The organism is Nonomuraea spiralis (assembly GCF_014648435.1).
Taxonomy (GTDB): domain Bacteria; phylum Actinomycetota; class Actinomycetes; order Streptosporangiales; family Streptosporangiaceae; genus Nonomuraea; species Nonomuraea spiralis.
Genome location: NZ_BMRC01000050.1, coordinates 1 through 19,138, shown reverse-complemented (window position 1 = coordinate 19,138; position 19,138 = coordinate 1). Strand labels below are relative to the sequence as shown.

General features: G+C 68.5%; 20 protein-coding genes and 1 pseudogene. 12 read left to right on the top strand and 9 right to left on the bottom strand.

What is annotated here, in order from left to right:
* The first annotated feature begins 33 nt into the window (after positions 1-33).
* Entirely contained in the window at positions 34-384 is a 351-nt protein-coding gene (locus IEZ27_RS50805) for an AfsR/SARP family transcriptional regulator (RefSeq protein ID WP_189653859.1), read from the top strand.
* A 417-nt stretch (positions 385-801) separates the two neighbouring features.
* Here the strand turns inward: IEZ27_RS50805 and IEZ27_RS50800 are convergent, their stop codons facing one another.
* Both IEZ27_RS50800 and IEZ27_RS50795 read right to left on the bottom strand, forming a co-directional pair.
* The gene (locus tag IEZ27_RS50800; protein ID WP_229825084.1) at positions 802-3,636 is read right to left on the bottom strand and encodes an AfsR/SARP family transcriptional regulator; all 2,835 of its coding nucleotides are present in this window, start codon (positions 3,634-3,636) and stop codon (positions 802-804) included.
* 205 nt (positions 3,637-3,841) lie between these two features.
* On the bottom strand, positions 3,842-4,039 hold the full coding sequence (locus IEZ27_RS50795) for an integrase core domain-containing protein (protein WP_379478661.1): 198 nt from the start codon (positions 4,037-4,039) through the stop codon (positions 3,842-3,844).
* 109 nt (positions 4,040-4,148) lie between these two features.
* Between IEZ27_RS50795 and IEZ27_RS50790 the strand changes: the two genes are divergently transcribed.
* On the top strand, positions 4,149-4,601 hold the full coding sequence (locus IEZ27_RS50790) for a class IV adenylate cyclase (RefSeq protein WP_189653856.1): 453 nt from the start codon (positions 4,149-4,151) through the stop codon (positions 4,599-4,601).
* A 71-nt stretch (positions 4,602-4,672) separates the two neighbouring features.
* Complete coding sequence (locus tag IEZ27_RS50785; protein WP_189653855.1) at positions 4,673-5,224, top strand: GNAT family N-acetyltransferase; 552 nt, start codon at positions 4,673-4,675, stop codon at positions 5,222-5,224.
* 159 nt (positions 5,225-5,383) lie between these two features.
* Here IEZ27_RS50785 and IEZ27_RS53515 read toward each other — a convergent pair whose 3' ends face one another.
* Positions 5,384-5,668 carry a hypothetical protein gene (locus tag IEZ27_RS53515; RefSeq protein WP_194522015.1) on the bottom strand — a complete coding sequence of 95 codons (285 nt, stop codon included), beginning with the start codon at positions 5,666-5,668 and terminating at the stop codon, positions 5,384-5,386.
* Between IEZ27_RS53515 and IEZ27_RS50780 the strand changes: the two genes are divergently transcribed.
* The gene (locus IEZ27_RS50780) at positions 5,660-5,812 is read left to right on the top strand and encodes a hypothetical protein (RefSeq protein ID WP_194522012.1); all 153 of its coding nucleotides are present in this window, start codon (positions 5,660-5,662) and stop codon (positions 5,810-5,812) included. The genes IEZ27_RS53515 and IEZ27_RS50780 overlap by 9 nt on opposite strands.
* 409 nt (positions 5,813-6,221) lie before the next feature.
* On the opposite strand, the gene IEZ27_RS50775 is transcribed toward IEZ27_RS50780, so the two are convergent.
* Positions 6,222-7,727: an alpha/beta hydrolase gene (locus IEZ27_RS50775; protein WP_189653853.1), complete on the bottom strand. Its 1,506-nt coding sequence runs from the start codon at positions 7,725-7,727 to the stop codon at positions 6,222-6,224.
* Positions 7,728-8,010: 283 nt separating this feature from the next.
* Between IEZ27_RS50775 and IEZ27_RS50770 the strand changes: the two genes are divergently transcribed.
* From IEZ27_RS50770 to IEZ27_RS50760, 3 genes are read left to right on the top strand one after another with little or no spacing between them, the layout of a single operon-like run.
* The gene (locus IEZ27_RS50770; protein WP_189653852.1) at positions 8,011-9,243 is read left to right on the top strand and encodes a sensor histidine kinase; all 1,233 of its coding nucleotides are present in this window, start codon (positions 8,011-8,013) and stop codon (positions 9,241-9,243) included.
* On the top strand, positions 9,240-9,941 hold the full coding sequence (locus tag IEZ27_RS50765; protein ID WP_189653851.1) for a response regulator: 702 nt from the start codon (positions 9,240-9,242) through the stop codon (positions 9,939-9,941). Before IEZ27_RS50770 ends, IEZ27_RS50765 begins: the two co-directional genes overlap by 4 nt.
* 27 nt (positions 9,942-9,968) lie before the next feature.
* Positions 9,969-10,382 carry an ABC transporter substrate-binding protein gene (locus tag IEZ27_RS50760; protein ID WP_189653889.1) on the top strand — a complete coding sequence of 138 codons (414 nt, stop codon included), beginning with the start codon at positions 9,969-9,971 and terminating at the stop codon, positions 10,380-10,382.
* Positions 10,383-10,638: 256 nt separating this feature from the next.
* Here the strand turns inward: IEZ27_RS50760 and IEZ27_RS50755 are convergent, their stop codons facing one another.
* Both IEZ27_RS50755 and IEZ27_RS50750 read right to left on the bottom strand, forming a co-directional pair.
* On the bottom strand, positions 10,639-10,842 hold the full coding sequence (locus tag IEZ27_RS50755; RefSeq protein WP_189653850.1) for a hypothetical protein: 204 nt from the start codon (positions 10,840-10,842) through the stop codon (positions 10,639-10,641).
* Positions 10,843-11,053: 211 nt separating this feature from the next.
* Positions 11,054-12,673, bottom strand: coding sequence for a PHP domain-containing protein (locus IEZ27_RS50750; RefSeq protein ID WP_229825083.1), 1,620 nt, complete (start codon positions 12,671-12,673; stop codon positions 11,054-11,056).
* 418 nt (positions 12,674-13,091) lie between these two features.
* On the opposite strand from IEZ27_RS50750, the pseudogene IEZ27_RS50745 reads away from it, so the two are divergent.
* A pseudogene (locus IEZ27_RS50745) lies at positions 13,092-13,694 on the top strand (IS630 family transposase); the annotation flags it as partial.
* A gap of 24 nt (positions 13,695-13,718) precedes the next feature.
* On the opposite strand, the gene IEZ27_RS50740 reads toward IEZ27_RS50745, so the two are convergent.
* Together IEZ27_RS50740 and IEZ27_RS50735 are read right to left on the bottom strand one after the other, a co-directional pair.
* Positions 13,719-14,834, bottom strand: a complete 1,116-nt coding sequence (locus tag IEZ27_RS50740) for an IS630 family transposase (RefSeq protein ID WP_189653849.1) — start codon at positions 14,832-14,834, stop codon at positions 13,719-13,721.
* Between the two features lie 101 nt (positions 14,835-14,935).
* Entirely contained in the window at positions 14,936-15,565 is a 630-nt protein-coding gene (locus tag IEZ27_RS50735; RefSeq protein ID WP_189653848.1) for a hypothetical protein, read from the bottom strand.
* Between the two features lie 181 nt (positions 15,566-15,746).
* On the opposite strand from IEZ27_RS50735, the gene IEZ27_RS50730 reads away from it, so the two are divergent.
* The 4 genes from IEZ27_RS50730 to IEZ27_RS50715 all read left to right on the top strand — a co-directional run bounded on the left by IEZ27_RS50730 (position 15,747) and on the right by IEZ27_RS50715 (position 18,923).
* Positions 15,747-16,316 (top strand): TetR/AcrR family transcriptional regulator, encoded by a 570-nt coding sequence (locus IEZ27_RS50730; RefSeq protein WP_229825082.1) that lies wholly within the window; start codon positions 15,747-15,749, stop codon positions 16,314-16,316.
* 105 nt (positions 16,317-16,421) lie between these two features.
* The gene (locus IEZ27_RS50725; RefSeq protein ID WP_189653846.1) at positions 16,422-17,606 is read left to right on the top strand and encodes a cytochrome P450; all 1,185 of its coding nucleotides are present in this window, start codon (positions 16,422-16,424) and stop codon (positions 17,604-17,606) included.
* Between the two features lie 97 nt (positions 17,607-17,703).
* Positions 17,704-17,997 (top strand): transposase, encoded by a 294-nt coding sequence (locus IEZ27_RS50720; RefSeq protein ID WP_189653845.1) that lies wholly within the window; start codon positions 17,704-17,706, stop codon positions 17,995-17,997.
* Entirely contained in the window at positions 17,997-18,923 is a 927-nt protein-coding gene (locus IEZ27_RS50715; RefSeq protein ID WP_189653887.1) for an IS3 family transposase, read from the top strand. The genes IEZ27_RS50720 and IEZ27_RS50715 overlap by 1 nt, the downstream gene beginning before the upstream one ends.
* Here IEZ27_RS50715 and IEZ27_RS55715 read toward each other — a convergent pair.
* A partial coding sequence (locus IEZ27_RS55715; RefSeq protein WP_189653844.1) for an integrase core domain-containing protein occupies positions 18,857-19,138 on the bottom strand: 282 nt, incomplete at its 5' end. The genes IEZ27_RS50715 and IEZ27_RS55715 overlap by 67 nt on opposite strands.

The following is a 19,138-nucleotide window of genomic DNA, read 5'->3' as shown; positions in this document are numbered from 1 at the left end:
GACCGACAGCGGACTGACGGAGGAACGGACGACATGGCGCAGGACCTGAGATTCTCCGTGCTGGGCCCGGTGCGCGCCTGGCGCGGCGACCAGGAGCTGGATCTGGGCTCGCCGCAGCAGCGTCTGGTCCTGGCCATGCTCCTGCTGGCCGGAGGCCGGGCGGTCGGCAACGACCAGCTCGTGGACGCCGTCTGGGGCCGGGAACAGCCGCGCACCGCGCTCAGCACGCTGCGCGCCTACATCTCCAGGCTCCGCCGTGTGCTCGGCGACGGTGTCGTGTTCTCCATCGGGGACAGCTACGCCCTGCACGGCGGCCTGCGTGACGTCGCGGAGGTGGACGACCACGAAACTGAGCCGGACGGGTCTGAACGGTTGTATGAATGACGACCAGCGTGCCGAACGAGTCTGAACGATCCTGCACATCGTTTGGGGATCTTCGTCATGGGCGGGGGCGCAGTCTCGCCATCGGGCTCCCACGCGGGAGGTGGGCAACAGGAGCAGAACGGCAAGCACCAAGGGGCTCTTCAGAGGGGGCCCCGCCAACGTGGTGAGCACGGTCGCGGTCGATCCCCGCCCGAGAATCGACATCGTTCACCAGGTCAAGGAAGACGCCGTAGAGCTGGATCCAGTCACCGGGAGCGTGTCGGGCACCGGCCAACCGGCGCATGGTGCGTTCTTCCTCTCATCGTACGGAGCCCGCGCGGACAGTAGCTTCGGCCTGGCGGAACCCTCCTGCCATGAGAATCCTCCTGCTCAAGGCTCTTGGCCAGGGGCGATCCACACCCTTTGAGGAACGCAGCACTAGGCGTTCAGCTTCGTCAGGAGGGCGCGGACGTCGGCCGCCTCGGATAGCGAGAGCCGCTCGAAGAGGGACAGCGCCTCTGTCAGGCAGGCTTGGGAGCGGCCCGGCTGCCCCAGTTCCCGCAGCGCCTGACCCAGGACGGTCAGTGCCATGCCCTGCCCCCACTCATCGCCCGACTCCACGAGCATCGTCAGCGCCTCTTCCGCGCATTCCAGCGCCCGCTCGGCCATCCCAGCCGCCAGGTACGCCTCCCCAGTCCGGAACAGCGCACCTCCCTGAAGGGCGGGCATCCTCATCCGCGCGTACTCGGTGACCGCCGTCCGCAGCTTGAGCACCGCCTCCTGCGGCCGCCCTGCGCCGCACAGCACGATGCCGTATTGGTAGGCGGCGTGGGCGTCGTCCTGCCCGTCCCTGAGGTCGAGCATGATCCGCTCGGCCTCGCCAGCGGCTTCGAGCGCCTCGTCGTGACGGCCCACGGCGGACAGAGCGCGGGCCAGGTTGCCGAGCCCGGTGGAGAGGTAGGCCAGGTCGCCGATCGATCGCGATGTCTCGACCGCCTGCTGGTAGCAGGTCACCGCGGTGGACCTGTCGCGTCGTTCGTTCGCGCACAGCGCCAGCAGGTTGAGCGCTCTGGCGTAGGTTGCCAGGTCGCCGTGCTCGAGGCTGAGGTCGCGGCTGGCCATGCCGTCGGCCGTGGCGGCGTCGTGGTGGTTGCGATCCACCCGGGTCAGGCCGCGCGTGACTCGGGCGATGGCGAGCGAAACCTGGTCGCCGCGTTCCTCTGCCGCGCCCACGAGCAGATCGGCGATCCGATCGATGCGGGCGTGGTCGGCGTCGAAGCCGACGCCGTCGATGCCCATGTCGAACAGGACCACGGCCTGGCGCAAGTCGCACCCGGGGGTGCGGGCGGCCTGCTCGACGTAGCCGAGCAGGCTCTGTTCCTCCTCGTTGATCCAGCCGATGGCGGCGGCGTCGTCGGCGAAGGACATTCCCGCCGAGCGGGTGGCCGCCGACGCCGAGCGGGTGTCCCCGGGCATGATCATTTCCATCGCCGCGCACACCGAGGCCAAGGAGAAGTCGAGCAGCCGGTCGAGGGCGGCCCGCCGCACCTCTGGATCGTCACAGCGGGAACGGGCGTAGATCTTCAGCAGGTCGTGGAAGCGGTAGCGGCCGAGCGAGGGTGACTGGAGCATGCTGACGTCGACCAGCCCCTCGCAGACGTCCTCCGCGGCGTGCTCGGGCAGGCCGAGGAGCGCCGCGGCTGCCGCGATCGGCAGATCCCCTCCATCCGGTACGGCCAGCAGCCGAAAGGCCCGCGCGTGGGTGTCGTCGAGCTGCTCGTATCCCAATGTGAACGTGGCCTCGATTGCCAGATCGCCCGCACGCAGCTCAGCCAGCCTGCGCCGCTCGTCGGAGAGCCGGTCGCGCATGCCGGCCACGCTCCAGTTCGGCCTGGCGGCGAGTCTGGCGGCGGCGATCCTGATGGCCAGCGGCAGGAAGCCGCAGGCGGCGACAAGGTCCATGGCGGCGGGCCGCTCAGCCGCCACACGTGCTTCCCCGGCGATCCTGCCCAGCAGACGCAGCGCCTCGACGGGGTCGAGCACCTCCAGGTTCATCTGGCGGGCGCCGCTGAGGTCGGTCAGCCTGGCCCGGCTGGTGACGATCACGCCGCAGAGTGACGAGCCCGGCATCAGCGGCCGGACCTGTCCGGCGTCCGAGGCGTTGTCGAGCACGACCAGAACCCGCCGGTCGGCGAGCACCGAGCGGTAGAGCGCGGCCCGCTCGGCGAGGTCCTCCGGCGCCTCATCCAGACCGAGCGCGCGCAGGAACGAGCCGAGCGCCGTCCCGGGTTCCAGCGGCTCGGCTCCCCAACCACGCAGGTCCACGAAGAGCTGCCCGTCGGGGTAGTAGCCGGCGAGCTGGTGGGCGACGTGCACGGCCAGGGTGGTCTTGCCGACCCCGCCCGCCCCGGCGACCGCCGTGACGACCAGGGCGGAGGTCTCGCCGGAGCGCAGCGCGGTCACCATGTCCTCTATCTCGCACGCGCGGCCGGTGAAGTCGGCCGAGTCGGCAGGTAACTGCCGTGGCGCGTGCGTGATCGGCGCGTGGGCGGCGGCGGGGCGGGCAGGGGCGCGGCCGAGCTCGGGGTCGGCGCTGATGATGCGCTGGTACAGCTCGGCCAACTCCGGCGAGGGGTCCACACCGAGTTCGTCGGCCAGCAGCCTGCGGGTGTCGGTGTAGACGCCGATCGCCTCGGCCTGCCGTCCGGCGCGATACAGCGCCAGCATGAGCAGGCCGCGCAGGCGCTCCCTGGTTGGATGTTCCGCGCACAGGGCGGTCAGCTCGCTGACGACCTCAGCGTGCCTGCCTTCGTCGAGGTCGGCGTCGAGGCGGTGTTGAAGCGCGGCGAGCCGTTGCTCGCTCAGGCGGGCGCGCTGGGAGTCGGCAAACAGTCCGGAGAGCCCTGCCAGTGGCTCGCCCTGCCACAGGGCCAGCGCCTCGGCGTAGCGGCCTTCGCCGTACAACTCGTGAAGCTCGGCGAGGTCGCTCGCCCCGCCCCGCAGCGCGTAGCCGTCGCCGATGGACCTCAGCGCGTCCGTGCCGAGCACCGCGCGCAGCCGCGAGACGTAGGTGCGCAAGATCTGGAGCGCGGTACGCGGCCGCGTCTGATCCCACACCGCGTCCATGACCTGCTCGTTGCTCACGGCCCTGCCCCGTGCCAGGAGAAGTACGGCCAGCACCAGGCGCTGTTGCGGCGAGCCGAGCTCCAGCTCCTGCCCGCCGCGCCAGGCCCGCACCGGGCCGAGCAACGAATAACGCAGGTCTTCGGCCATGCCCATCCATTTCCGGTCAATCCACAGCAGAGACGATCACTCTACCTAGCTGAACAGCTCGGTAGAGTGATGAGCAGCTCGGCCGAGTGCTGCGTTCCTCAAGGGGTGTAGGTGAACCGTCGGCGTAGCTGCCGCGGTGGCGGTGGTGGACGTCCCTGAACTGAGGTGCCCTGATGATTCCGGACAGCCGTCCAATGGGCGTAGCCTATGCGGCCGTTGGTGTCGAAAGGGACTCGTTGAGCACTTCGAAGGGTGGCTGGTAGCCGAGCGCCGAATGCAGGAGCCGCTGGTTGTAGAACCCTTCGATATAGCGGATGACCTGCCGTCTTGCCTTGGCTCGGGTGGTGAAGACGAAGCGGTGCAGCCACTCGTTCTTGATCGCGGACAAGAACGATTCGGCCATCGCGTTGTCGTAGCAGACACCGGTCCGGCCGACCGAGCGGCGGATCCGCCTGCCGCTCGGGGAAGTGACCGCCCTCAGGGAAGGGACCGCCTTGCCTGGCCGGCCGCCCATGCGGCAGGACGACCAGGCCTACGCTCAGCCGGGCTGGGACTACGGCCAGTCGAAGATCGGTGTCGTGTTCGCGCGGCTGCGTACGCAGGACGGCCGGCATCTGTTCACGGTGAAACAGCCTGTCGCCAACGAGCAGGCGTGCCTGGAGTACGAGAGCACGGTCGCTGACCGGGAGCAGATGCACCAGGCCATCGTGATGATGGGGTGGCGGCCGACCGTGCGGATCGTCAAGACTCGGCGTACGGCCGCGCTCGAAGGGCTGAACGTCTGTGTGGACGAGGTCGAGTACGCCGGGATCTTCATGGAGCTGGAGCGCACCGTGAGCGCGCAGGAGTCCGGCGCCGATGTGCAGGCCGAGCTGGACGCGTGGGCGCGCTCGCTCGGGGTCGCTCTGGAGCGCACCGGCGACACCTACGACTCGCTGGTGCGCTCGGCTGTGGCCGCGGCCTAGCGAGTGCCGCATCAGGCGATGTTCGCCCTGCTTCCGCGGGCACGGAGTAGTGAGTCTGGCAGGGTTCGGGCATGAGCGATCATGAGTTGGACGATGGGGTGGTTCGGCTTCGCGAGTGGGCCGATGAGGATGCCGGCTGGTATGCCGAGAGCGTGCGTGACACGCGGATTCAGCGGTTCACGACGGACTCGCCAACTCTGGATGCTGCGGAGGTGGTGGCGGCGATCGTCCGGTTGCGCGGGTCTGGCGCCGAGGAGGGCTTCCTTATCTGCGACTCGGTCACCGGGCAGCGGTTGGGCAACATCGCGCTGCGGCATGACGGGAAGGCCGGGGAGATCTCCTACTGGGTGGCAGCCGAGGTGCGTGGGCGCGGGGTGGCGACCCGGGCCGTGACCTTGTTCAGTGCCTGGACATTCCAGACCGTGGGTCTGAGCGAGCTGTGGCTTCGTGCTCATCGCGACAACGTCGTCCCACAGCGGGTGGCCTCGCGTGCAGGGGTCCATCGTGATCCTCAGCGCGACAAGACGCAGGAGGTGAAGGGCGAGATGTGGCCGATGCTCGGCTATGCGCTGTCCCGGCCCGGTGCGTCATCGGGGGACGATCTCAGGAAACGTTCGCTTTGAGGACGACCTCGGGCTGGATCGCGGTGCCCACCCGCCCCCTCATCACGGGGCGGGGAACTCCTGGGCAAGGTCGCCGGTCGGGAGGCCATGGTGAATGTCTGCGGCGTAGCCGTGGCGAGATCGCAGGGGTAGAGCTGGCCACCTCACCCGACGATCAGTTCATGGTGAACGTGGGAACCACCTCGGGGTTCCCGTCTGGGCCCGGCCATCCAGGCCGGGTGCAGCGGGTTGGCGCGTTGTTCGCCGACGACCGCGGGGTGGGGCGGTGGAGCCGGGTTCGGCGTCGGAGACCCACAGCGGGGTACTGTCACGAGCGGCCAGAAACTGTACGTTGCCGCCGAACGCCTTGTGCTTCTGGCTGAACCAGAGGTCGTTGCCGTTCTCACGGAGACCCGCGACGTGGTCGGAGGCGATCAGCGTGCCGTCGAGGATCACGTGGGTCATGCCCTCGCCTCGGCAGCGGCCGAGAACCTCGTGCAGGTCCGGCGCCTGGCCGGCGAGGACGTCGATGCGTTCGTGGAGGTAGCGGTGGCCGGTTGCCTGGGAGACGCCGGCGTCACGGGCGAGGCGCAGTGGACGATCTTGTGAGAGAGAACCGTCCTACCAAGGGTCCAATGCCTGTCTGCAGCCTGGGCTTCCCCGACCCGGCCGACCCAACTGGCGCCTTCCACAAGCCCGTTGGTCACGTCGCTGAGAAAACGTCACTTACTGACCTCGAACCTTGCGCCTGCCGAAGATTCCATCCACGCAGGTCAAGCCGCTTGTGAGTATTCGTGGAGAACGCCGCCGAGGCTTCCTCAACGAGTCGATCACGGCCGCGATCGGGGTGCGCGTCGGCCCAGGCGCGGATCTTGCCCACCGCCGTCGCTGGATCCCAGGGGGCGCGACGTCGTCCACGACGGCGCGAGGGATCTCGTGCAGCCGATTCAGCGAGGTCAGCGTGGATCTCCAGCGGCGAGGCCCGGTTCCGGCCGGGACGGCTGGCGGTGGGAACGTGTCAGACGGCCGGGCGGCCGCAGGTGACGTCCTTACCGGGCAGGACACCGTCGACCAGGTAGCTGGTGACCTTGGTGTCGACGCAGGCGTTGCCCGCCGCGAGGTAGACGCCGTGGCGGAAGGCGCCGTTCAATGTGATCATGCGGGAGCCGGTCAGCGCCCGGTGCATGGCCTGCTGGCCCGGATAGGGCGTCGCGGGGTCGCCGGCCGCGCCGACGATCAACGCCGGTACGGAGTTGCCGACCCTCGTGGGCGCTTCAAGCGGCTTGACCGGCCAGAACGCGCACGGGGTGATGTTGTGGACGAGCGGTCCGAACAGTGGTTCGGCGGCGCGGTGCCGCTGGATGTCGCGGTAGTAGGTCGCCGGGTCGCGGGGTGCGGCCCGGTCACCGCACAGGATCGCCGTGCCCGCCCGGTCCGACGCCTCTCCGGCACCGGTGAACAGGCCGTCGAGGAATTCCTTCAGCGAGGCGGGCGGCGGTGTCTCGCCGCCGCGGCTCAGCGCCCGCGCCTCCTCGGCGAGGACGGCATAGGACTGCGGGCCGTCGCTGTAGAGGCGTGCGAACAGCCAGTACGGCACGACATGGGCATCGACGCGGTATCCGCCGATCTCCACGGGATGCCGGTTGATCTTCTCTACGGTCGCCAGGACGGCGTCACGTGTCCCGCCCAGCCCGTACTCCTTGTCATGTGATGCGGTCCAGGACGCCCAGCGCCGCAGCGCGGCGTCGATCGCGGGGGCGGCGCGTGAGAACATGCGCGGGCCGTACACCCGCGGGTCGACGGCGCTGTCGAGCACCACCCGGTCGGCCCGCGAGCCGAACATCTGCAGGTAGGTCGCACCCAGGTAGGTGCCGTAGGAGTAGCCGAGGTAGGACAGCTTCTGCTCGCCGAGCGCGGCCCGGATCACGTCCATGTCGCGTGCGGTGTTCCTGGTCGTGGCGTACGGCAGGGTCTGGAGATTGCCCTTGGCGCAGCCCGCAGCCAACTGTTCGGCGAGGCGCACCCCCTCATCGAAGGTACGCCGGTCGGGTCCCGCCGAGCGGAGGAAGGTGTCGGTCTGCCATCGGCAGCTGATCGGTGTGCTGCGGCCGACGAATCGGGGGTCCATGCCCACCAGGTCGTAACGGGCCGCGACCTCGGGCATCTCCTTGCCCAGGAGCGTCATCGAGAGGCCGGAGCCTCCCGGCCCGCCGGGGTTGAGCAGCAAGACGCCGCGGCGCCGGGAGGAATCGGTGGCCTTGATCCGGGAGAGCGCGATGGTAAGGGTCCGCCCCTGCGGTCTGCGGTAGTCCATCGGGACCAGAACGGTGGCGCATCGAGCACCGGCGGCGTCCATCTGTTCGCCCATCTGATCGCCGGGTCCGGTTGCGCAGGCGCGCCAGGTGATCGTCTGATGGTGGAAGCGGTCCAGGGGGGTGGCCGCCTGCGCCGGTCCGGCGGCGCCCAATCCGATTCCGGCCGTGAGTGCTACTGCGGCAGCCGTTCCACTCTTGATGAGGAGCATGCGTCATTCCTTGGTGAAGGGGTTGTTTCCTGCGGATCCAGCACGCGTCGAATTTCGACGCTCCGGTAATGATGTGTCCGGTCTCAGGGGTGCCCCCTGTTGATCATTGATCACCGGCTGTATCCAAACTAGGGGCCTGAGCAGCCCCTGGACATCGTGCGGAAGGTCGATCCGGGCCCTGCCACCGGCACACCAACCGCCCGCTTCTCTGCAACCGCTGCCCTAACGACGACTCCTCCCAAAGGAGGACAAAGCGGGTCAGGCTGGCGGCTACCTTCGTCTCATGAACGTCGTGCGACGATGGGGCCGCTGGTGGCGCGGCTTGCCGGTGATGGTCGCCGACAGCCTGCTGGCCGGTGTGTCGACCGCGCTGGCGGTGACGCAGGCCGCCTTGTCCGCCCATGACCCGGTCGTGCTGGCGTACCTGCTGGCGGTGCTCACCAGCGCGCCGCTGGTGCTGCGCAGGCGTCACCCCATCCCCGTCCTTGCGGTGATCACGGCGGGCCTGATCGGCTGCGGCCTGGCCGGCTACCCCAACGGATTCCAGGCCCCGCCGGTGCTGGTCAGCCTCTACACCGTCGCGGCCTACCGTCGGGAGGGCTACCGCGACGGCGTCCTGGCCCTGGTGTTGATGGCGGGCATCCTCGTTCCCGACCTCATCAGGTCCGGGCTGACCTTCGCGATCGTCAAAAGCCTGGTCGAGAACGCGCTTCAGCTCGGCGCGGCCTGGGCCATCGGGGAGGGGGTGCGCAGCCGCCGGCTGCGCCACCAGGACCTCATCGAGCACGCCCGCCACCTGGAGATCGAACGCGAGGAGAAAGCCCTGCGAGCGGTCGCCGAAGAACGCGTGCGCATCGCCAGGGAACTGCACGACGTGGTCGCCCACCACCTGTCGGTCGTCTCGATCCAGTCCGGTGCCGGCGGCCGCCTGATCGACACCGAGCCCGACGCCGCACGCGAAGCGTTCACCGCGATCGCCGCCACCACCCGCGAGGCACTGGCCGAACTCCGGAACATGCTGTCGGTCCTGCGCCTCACGTCCGACACCGGCGAGGACTCCTACGCCCCGCAGCCGGGGCTGGCCCAGCTGGACACGCTGCTGGAACGCTCCCGCCTGTCCGGCCTGTCGATCCGGCGGGAAACCTCCGGTCAGGTACGCCCGCTGCCGCCCGGCGTGGACCGGTGCCTGTACCGCATCACCCAGGAATCATTGACCAACGTGCTCAAACACGCCCCACACGCCGACGTGACCCTTACCCTGACCTACCAGCCCGCCGCAGTCACGCTGCAGGTCGGCAACAACGGCCCGGCCACCACCGGGCACAGCGCCGACGGGCACGGCCTGATCGGCATGCACGAACGAGCCACCCTCTACGGCGGCACCCTCACCGCCGGCCCACGTACGGACGGCGGCTTCACCGTGACCGCGCACCTGCCCGCCTCCCCACTCGCCGAGCCCGCTTTCGCCACGGCCCACCCGCAGCAGAGCGCACCACGACCCGGGGCACCCCGATGACCGGCCCCGGCACCGACCGCGGGACCATCCGCGTCCTGGTCGTCGACGACCAGGCCCTGGTCCGCGCGGGCCTGGTCGCCCTCCTCCGCACCGACGCCGCTCTCGCGGTCGTCGGCGAGGCCGCCGACGGCCACGAAGCCATCGCCCAGGCCGCGGCGACCGCCCCGGATGTCATCTTGATGGACATCCGCATGCCCAACCTGGACGGCGTCGCCGCCACGCGCCACATCCTCGCCCACGCCGCCGGCCCGGCACCGAAGATCCTCATCCTGACCACCTTCGACCTGGACGAACACGTCTTCGCCGCCCTGCGCGCCGGCGCCTCGGGATTTCTGCTCAAGGACACCCCCGCCGACCAGATGCTGGCCGCGATCGCCACGGTCGCCCGCGGCGAGGTGCTGCTGGCGCCCAGCGTCACCCGGCGCCTGGTCCACCATTTCGTCACCGCGCCCGAACCCAACCGGCGCCGGCCCGAGGAACTCGCCCGGCTCACCAGCCAGGAAACCGCCGTGCTCCACCTGGTCGGCCAGGGCCTGACCAACCAGCAGATCGCCACCCGCCTGAACATCGCCGAGGCCACCGTCAAATCCCACCTGGGCCGCCTCATGACCAAGCTCAAGCTGTCCAGCCGCGCCCAAGCCGTGGTCATCGCATACGAGACCGGCTTGATCGTCCCTGGAGCCGGAGACCGCACCTGATGCCCAGCAACTCACCGGTTCGGGAGCATCGGCGGCACCGACTACGACGGCCCGTACGACGGCAAGGAGCTCGACTCCATCGAGGTCGCCGGTGACCACAAGATCGCCTTCCGGCTGAAGCGTCCGTTCGGCAACTGGCCGTGGATCGTCAGCATGCCGGCCTTCGCGCCGGTGCCGGCCGCGGCCGACACCAAGCCGGAGACGTACGGCGAGCACCCGGTCGCCAGCGGCCCGTACCAGGTGACGAGCTTCCGCAAGGGGTCGCAGGCGGTGCTGGACCGCAACCCGAACTGGACGGCCGACAGCGACCAGGTGCGGTTCGCCGGCCCGGACAAGATCGTCCTTGACATGGGCCTGAACAACGACACGATCGTGCAGCGCCTCATCGACGACAAGGGCGAGGACCAGACCGCGATCAGCAACGCGCTCATCTCGCCGTAGCAGTTCCAGTCGGATCGAGTCCGACCCGTCGATCTTCGACCGCATGGCCAACAGCCCGTCGGGCTACTTCCGCTACGGCGGCGGCTGTCGTGGGTGGACCGGGTGATGCCGGTGGCTGTGACGAGGGCGCCGCCGAGTGGCGACGTAGCCGGCCGAGGTTGATCGGCTCCCCGCGCACGCTCCTCCGCCGGCACGCCGACAGAGCGCGCCGGCAGGCCATCACCTTCCGGAACGTGACATCCGGTGGCGCAGGGCCTCAGCCGGCGACGAGCCGGACCTGGTCCGCCTGCTCACGGTGGCGACGCAGCTCGCAGGCGCCGGGTGCGATGCCGGTGAAGGCGTGTTCCGGGCGCGCGAGATAGGCGGTCGCGTTCTCCTCGACGGTCAGCACGCCGAGCACCAGTGTGCCGCTGGACCGGTCAGGGGTGGAGAACGCCACGGTGCCACTGCGGTCGGCCATCGGAGCTGGTGCCGGAGCACCAGTAGCTCAACGTCCTTGGACAGACCAGAGCGCATGAGCACCGTCAGCAGACCGATCAGACCTCTTACCGGCCGGTGGACAAGCGAGAGCTACACCCTGCGATGGTCCCAGTTGTCGCTCTGGTCGCACGGCGAATCCCCGCTCCCACTCGAAACCATGTTTCGAGTGGGACGGGTGTCGTCGAATCGTTCTATGTCAGTTCTACGAAGGTGGGATTGGTGTAGCACCAGAGGTCGTGCCAGGGGTTCTCGTTGCGGCCTGTGTCCGCCGCCGGCTCCATCCCGCCGGGAGCGCTGCGCCTGCCGTCGGTGCCACGCAGCCGGAAGTAGAACGGCTCGCGCACGTCGCGGAACTTGTAGTGGAACTGGGCGACCCGGCCCTTGCCCTTCGGCATGAACGACTCGACCACACTCACGTCCGGGGCGGTGAAGACGTCGGGGTCGGCGGCCGGCCCGGTGATCGCACCACGGATCAGATCCAGGCGGGCGAGCCGGGGGATCTCTTCATTGGCGTTAGGACGGCCGGCGAGATCGACGGAAATGGTGACGGTGACGTCGTCGCCGCGCCGCACCGACAGCCGTCCGCCGAATGTGGCCGGGGCATTGCCGGGGGCGTGCGCGTCGACGTGCAGCCCGTCGATGAGGCCGCCCATCGACACCCAGGATCGCCCGGCCTTGATCGCCTCCATGACCGCGCCATAGCTGCGTGAGGTCGTCCCTACAACCGTGCGGCTGAACTGACCGGGCCAGAAGTCGGCGTGCCGCAGCGGGACGCCGCCGTCGATGGGATCGGGGTATCTACCGTGCTGGTCGTACCAGTCAGCAGGTCGGGAGGGCTCGACGATCGTGTCACCGTTGTAGAAGTGGCCGTCGGAGTTGGCAGTGATCCACCAGCCCTTGCCCTCGGCGAGCATCGAGTCCCACATGCCGCCCAGGATTCCGGTCATGGAGTCGAAGCCGCCGTACGTCGGGAAGTGTTCCGGCCGCCAGCCGGCCCAGGAGTCGGCGTCGGCGGTGTTGTTGAAGTCGCCGCGGGCCCTGGGTTCGTTCTGGGCGCCAGGCGCGCCCTCCATGCCGACTGCGATGTTCGGCGCCTTGTCGCGATAGGTGCGCAGGTCACGCGGGGAGTACCTGCCGCGCCGCATCACGTGGTTGATCAGGAACAGCGCGGAACTCGCCGAACCCGTGCGCAGCGCGGTCTCGAGCCAGGCGAGCGCCTCCAGCGCCTTGGCCTCGTTCGCCGGGCTGCTGGCGCCGGTGCCGTTGATCCTGGAGTCGAAGAGCCGCTCGAACGCGCGCAGCAGTTGGATCTCATCGCGAGCACCGTCGAAGAACACCGTGGCGTGCTCGCCTCCGGGAACGTTCCATTCGAGTCCCTGCCACAACAGCAGCCCAGGGTGCTTGGCCCGGGAGGTGAGGATGTCGGCAAAAGTGGACTCGACCGCGAACTTCTCGTGCGCGGCGTGCCCGTGGTCGGTGATGACCAGCCAGTCCAGGCCGTGCTTGAGAGCGCCCGCAGCCTGCTGCTCAATGGTGTACATGCCGTCGTAGCTGTACTGCGTATGAACGTGATGGTCGCCGGCCAGCCAGTGAAGCGCGCGGGAGCCTCTGCTGGTTGCGGCGGCGGGACGCGTGGTCAGCCCTCCCAGAGCGGTGACGCCGAGACTGCTGATGCCGAGCAGCCCACTGTTCAGCAGAAAGCGGCGCCGACCGAGGTCGGCGGGCGACAGCTCGGTCTCTGAGACGGACAAGTCGGCGAACGCAGCCGTTCCTTCCGGTGCGCTGTGGGAGTGTGCATGGGTGCGGCACATGGGACATACCTTTCATCTGGAATACCTGGTGCGTCGTTCTCGGGTGGCCCATGAGCTTGCGCACGAAGTGGGGCGGAGCAGGTGAACCTGCGGCCCTTCGTCACGCTCGCAGAGGAGCGTGACGGCTTGCATGGGGAGGAAGCGAATGCCGGGCGACTTCTTGCCGAACGGCGGAAGGCTCCGGCGAGCCATCTGTGGCGCTGTTCGGGGCGCCTCTGCGCTGCCAGGCCTCCCCAGCGTCTCCAACAGGTCAGGTGGTTCCCGGCGCTGCGGTTCAGTGCGGTGGCGTGGGTTGGCTGCGCTTGATCCAACAGCGGCTGCCGACTGGGAGAAGGCCCCAGCCGCGATCTTGCATGTGACTGTCGGCCTGCTGGTACGGCAATGGGGCGGTCAGTCTGTCTGACATCCGTGCGTGACGCCCGAGAAGGCGGTGGTGCTGTGCGTGGACGAGAAGAGCCAGATCCAGGCGCTGGACCGCTCCCAGCCGGTGCTGCCGATGATGCCCGGCATGCCTGAGCGGCGTACCCACGACTATCTGCGGCACGGCATCACCAGCCTGTTCGCCGCGTTCAACATTGCCGACGGGACCGTGATCGGCCAACTGCACCGCCGCCACCGGGCGATCGAGTTCAAGAAGTTCCTGACCTCGATCGACAAAGCGGTGCCGGCCGGACTCGACGTGCACCTCGTGTGTGACAACTATGCCACCCACAACACTGCCGAGATCAAGGCGTGGCTGGGCAAGCACCCCCGCTTCCACGTCCACTTCACCCCGACCGGATCCTCCTGGGTCAACCAGGTCGAGCGATGGTTCGGCCTGCTGACCGACAAGCTGATCCGCCGTGGCGTCCACACCTCCGTGAAGGCTCTCGAGAACGACATCAAGGCATGGATCGACACCTGGAACGAGGACCCGCGGCCGTTCACCTGGACCAAGACCGCCGACGAGATCCTCAAAACCCTCGCCGACTACCTCGCCAAGACTAAGCCGCTGACCACCGAAAACCAGCAAGATACTTAAGTGTGAAACTTCCGGCGCATGACACTAGTGAGCCGGGTTTGAGATTCGGTCGCAGTAGCGGCAGATGCGGTCGAGGATCTGGTCGGCGGTCTTGGTCCACCTGAACGGCCTGGCGTCCTCGTTCCAGACCTTGATCCACTCCTCCAACGCGGCCTTGAGAGCCTCCAGAGAGCAGAAGTTGCCCCGCTCCAGGCAGCGGCGTTCCAGTTCGGCGAACCAGCGCTCGACCTGGTTGATCCAGGAGGAGTAGGTCGGGGTGAAATGCTGCGTGAAGCGCGGGTGGGCCAGCAGCCAGGCGTGCACCACCGGCGCCTTGTGGGTGGACAGGTTGTCGCAGATGAGGTGGACCGCCAGGCCTGGGTCGACCTGGCGGTCGATCTCGTCCAGGAAGTCGCGGAAGTCGACGGCACGGTGACGGGCCGACAGCTTGCCGATCACTTTGCCGGTGGCGGTGTTGAGCGCGGCGAACAGGCTGGTGATGCCGTGCCGGACGTAGTCGAAGCTGCGCCGCTTGGGCACGCCGGGCAGCATCGGCAGTACCGGAGCGCTCCGCTGCAACGCTTGGATCTGCGGTTTCTCGTCAACGGCGAACACCGCGGCATGGGCCGGCGGGGCCAGATGCAGCCCGACCACATCCCGGATCTTGTCGATCAGCAGCGGATCAGTGGAGATCTTGAAGTTCTGGGTGCGCCAGGGTTGCAGCCCGAACGCCCGCCAGATGCCGGCCACGCTGGTCGGCGAGATGCCCACCTGGCGGGCGAGTTCTCGTTTGGACCAGTGCGTGGATCCGGCCGGCACCTCCTCCAGCGTGCGCACCACCACCTCCTCCACCTGGGCGTCGGTGATGGTGCGCGGCACGCCCGGCCGCGGCTCGTCGGACAGCCCGTCCAGCCGATGGGCCAGGAACCGGCTGCGCCAGCGGGCCACCGTCTTACGGTCCAGCCGCAGCCGCAGCCGCAGCCGCAGCCGCAGCCGCAGCCGGGCCGCCACCGCCACGTTGCCACCGCCCTCGGCGCAGGCCAGCACGATCCGGGCCCGCATCGCCAGCCCCTGAGCAGTCGAGCGACGCCGGGCCCAGCCCGTCAACGTCCGCCACTCGTCCTCGGATAACACCACCGGCTCGAGCCTGCTGTCTGCCATCTCTCCAGCAGACCTCAACAGACAGACATCGTCACCACCGCTCAGGCGAATTGAAACGGAACGCACCTCACGTGGCGTCCCTGATACTCACGACCGGCTCACTAGCTGGATGAGTTCGCCGACCTGCTCGGGGACGAGCCTGTCCAGGTCGGCGACACTGACACGGTGGAAGGTGTGAGCCTGCACGGTGAGCGCGCCTGCAGGAGGGTGACCGCCCATCGGACCATGTCCGGCAGGGGTGAGGCGCGCACTTCGGATTCCTCCGGTCGCCAGAGCGAGATGATGGGGCGACCGCCGCGCACCGCGACGACGATGCCGGTGGCAGATGGAAGGTCGGCTACCAGCTGTATCGCCGACAGCACGTCGGCGGGGGTCTTGCCGACGCCGGAGGACAGGGCCATGTTGACCCGGTTGTGCTCAGGTCCGTTGAGCCGAACCTGGAATTTCAGGACGCCGGAGCGGTCGGTGCCTGACAGCCACCCGCCAGGCCCGTCCACGCCGCGTGCAGCCTGCACGTCGACCAGGTCAAGCATGTCTGCCACCGTGTCGTCCGAGGTCATGAGCCGGATCTCCAGGTCGGGCCGGTCGGCGTCAGGGTCGGTGGCGACCATGAAGCTGAACCGGCCCGGCCCGGTGGAGGTATGCCGATGATTGCTGTTCGGCGATTGTGCGGAGCTCGCGCTGCAGGTGCCAGGTGGCGAAGCGTTCGAGTAGGCGACGGTGCTCGACATCGTCGATGCCGGCGAGCCACTCAGTCACCCACCGCTGAAACAGCAGCAGATGTCGGTCGACGACCGGTAGCACGCCGTGCGGCCTTCTACCGTCGGGAGCATGCCCGGCACCGGCCCGACAGATGGTCCTCGGAATCGGAGCTCAGCGGCCGGTCGGCGGAGCGCCGCTACACTCGGCCGGGTGTCCAGACGACAGGAGATCGCCGACGTGGCGATCGGGCTCCTCGCCGCGGAAGGCATGCGCGGCCTGACCCACCGCGCCGTCGATCGGGCGGCAGGCCTGCCGGAAGGCTCCACGTCGTACTATTTCCGCACGCGGCAGGGGCTGCTCCAGGCCGCGGTCGAACGCCTGGCCGAGCACACCGCCACCGAGATCGCCGCGCTGAAGCAGCGACTGCAGGTGTCCGCGACCGGACGGGAGGGCCTGGTCGAGGCGGTGGCCTGGCTCGTCGGGCAGTGGCTCACGGCCAGCCGCGACCGCCAACTGGCCAGGTACGAGCTCTCGCTGGAGGCCACCCGGCGTCCAGAACTGCGCGAGGTGCTCGCGGCCAACCGCGCCCACCTGCGCGACCTGGTCACCGGATTGCTGGACGCGTCAGGCATCCCCGATGCCGACCTCTGGGCCGGCGACCTGATCGCCTACGCCGACGGCCTGCTTCTGGACCGGCTGTTCACCGGGGACCCCGGAGCGGCGGTCCCGGACCTGCGTCCCAAGATCCGCGCGCTGCTCGCCACCGTCGGCGAGCGCTGACCCGCTCACCGGGCATCCCCCGAGGGACTGACACACGCCTACGCTACTCTACGGATGTAGAGCCTCTATAGGTGTAGAGGGTGTCCTGCCTGTAAGGAGTCGATCATGGCCGTTGTCTTCCCCGTCGTCCGCTCGTCGCCGTTCGACCCGCCGGATGACCTGCGGCGCTGGCAAGAACAGGCGCCGATTCACTCCCTGACCTATCCGGGGGGCCACGAGGGCTGGCTCGTGACCGGCTACGCGGCCGCGCGCGCCGTGCTGGCCGACCCCCGCTTCAGCAGCCGGTTGGAGAACCTGCGCTGGCCGATCGCCTGGGAGGGGCTCGACCCTGCCGGTTTCGTCCAGCCGCCGGGCTTCTTCATGCAGCTCGACCCGCCTGACCACACCCGCCTGCGCCGCCACCTGTCTGCCCAGTTCACCGTACGCAGGCTGAAGGCGCTGGAACCCGGGATCGAACGGATCACCGCCCAGGCCCTTGACGCCATGGAAGCCAAGGGCGCGCCCGCTGAGCTGGTACGGGAGTTCGCTCTGCCCGTGCCGTCCCTGGTCATCTGCGAGCTGCTCGGCGTCCCGTACGCCGACCGCGACCGCTTCCAGCACGACTCCGCCACCGCGCTGCGCGTCGGATCCACCGCGGAGGAAGTCACTGCGGCGATGGCCTCCTTGTTCGGCTACCTGTACGAGCTCGTCGGCGCCAAACGCGCCCAGCCGGCGGACGACCTGCTCAGCGGCCTGGTCTCGGGCGGCGAGCTGCCCGTCGAGGAGATCACGGGCATGGCGATGCTGCTCCTGGTCGCCGGCCACGAGACCACGGCCTCCATGCTCGGCCTGGGCGCGTACGCGCTGCTGGAGCACCCGGGCCAGCTCGCCGCCCTGCGCGCGGACCCGTCCCTGTGGGACGGCGCGGTCGAGGAGCTGCTGCGTCACCTGTCCGTCGCCCATCTCGGGCCGCTGCGGGCCGCGCAGGAGGACGTCGAGATCGCCGGACGGACGATCAGGAAGGGCCAGGTGGTGACGCTCTCCATCCCTGCCGCCAACCGCGACCCCGAACGCTTCGACGACCCCGAGACGCTCGACGTCACCAAACCCGCCAAAGCCGGGCACCTGGCCTTCGGCCACGGCATCCACCAGTGCCTGGGCCATCAGCTCGCCAGGATCGAGATGCGCATCGCGTACCGGGCGCTGTTCGACCGTTTCCCGCACCTGCGGCTGGCCGTGCCGTCACAGGAGGTGCCCATGCGTACGGACATGACGATCTACGGCGTGCACCGCCTGCCCGTATCCTGGTGACCGAGGGCAAAACCTGCCACGAGCACTCCTGAGCTTCCCCCAGTTCTCCGGACACTTGACCTGAGGTCACCCTTGATCATCAGGAAGGATGTCCTTCATGCCCGCACCTCACCCTCCCGAGTTCCGGCGCCGCGCGGTCGAGCTTGCGCGCCAAGGTGACAAACCGCTTCTCCAACTCGCCAAGGATCTGGGTGTCAGCCGGTCGTGTCTGCAGAACTGGCTCAGACAGACCGAGGTCGAGGAAAATGGCGGCGTCGGCGAACAGCTGACCAGCGCGGAGAAGAAGGAACTCGCCGAGCTACGGCGCCGCAATAAACAGCTGGAGCTGGAGAACGACATCCTCAAGCGGGCGGCGGCGTACTTCGCCCGGGAGAACGTCCTCCCAAAGTAATCTACTCGCTGGTCCGTGAGCTTGCCGATGACCATATTCCGGTCGCGGTGGCCTGCCGAGTACTCCGGGTGTCGACATCGGGATATTACGACTGGCTCGGTCGGCCCGAGCCGCCACGTGCGCTCCGCAACAAAGAACTCACCAAAAAAATCCGTCAGGTACACGCGGACTCGCGTGGCAGTTACGGCTCGCCGCGGGTGCATGCCGAGCTCACGCTCGGGCTGGGCGAGAAGGTCAACCGCAAGCGCGTGGAGCGGCTCATGCGCGAGGCCGGCCTGCAGGGCGTGTACCGGCGCAAGGGCCGCCGCAACCTGGTCAACCAGGCTACCGAGGAGGACCTGGTGCAACGCAGCTTCGACGTCGAGGCGCCCGATCGGCTGTGGCTGACCGACATCACCGAGCATCCCACCGGCGAAGGGAAGCTGTATTGCGCCGCCGTGATGGACGCCTATTCGCGCCGGATCATCGGCTGGTCCATCGACGCTCGTCAGAATACCGACCTGGTGGTGAACGCGTTAGCGATGGCGATGGCCGTGGCCCGGCGAAAACCGGACGCGCGCTCGACCATTCTGCACTCCGACCACGGTACGCAATACACGTCTTGGGCCTTCGGCAAGCGTTTGCGAGATGCCGGCCCGCTCGGATCGATGGGAACGGTTGGTGACTGCCATGACAATGCGATGATGGAGTCGTTCTGGGGAACGATGCAGCTCGAACTTCTCGACACCAGAATCTGGAAAAACGCGACGAACTCGCTAACGCCATCTTCGAATGGATTGAATGCTGGTACGATCCCTACCGATGCCATTCCAGCATCGAAATGCACAGTCCCGTCACGTTCGAGAGCCTCTACCGGCCCTCAGACACCACTGAGTGACCTCACCTCGGATGTCCGTGCTACTGGGGGAACCTCATTTCGGCGTTGAATCCGGCCTTCCAGCGGGACCACGTCGTGCTCGACTTGATCAGGTTGGCGTTGTTGGCGGGACTGGTGTGGGCGGTGCGCGTTGTCGTGCTCGGCGTACTCGTTCAGGACGGATCGCAGGTGGCGTTCGTCGTAGATCAGCAGGCGGTCAGTGCATTCGGCTCGGACGGTTCGGACCCAGCGTTCGGCGTAGCAGTTGGCTGGAGGTGTCCGTGG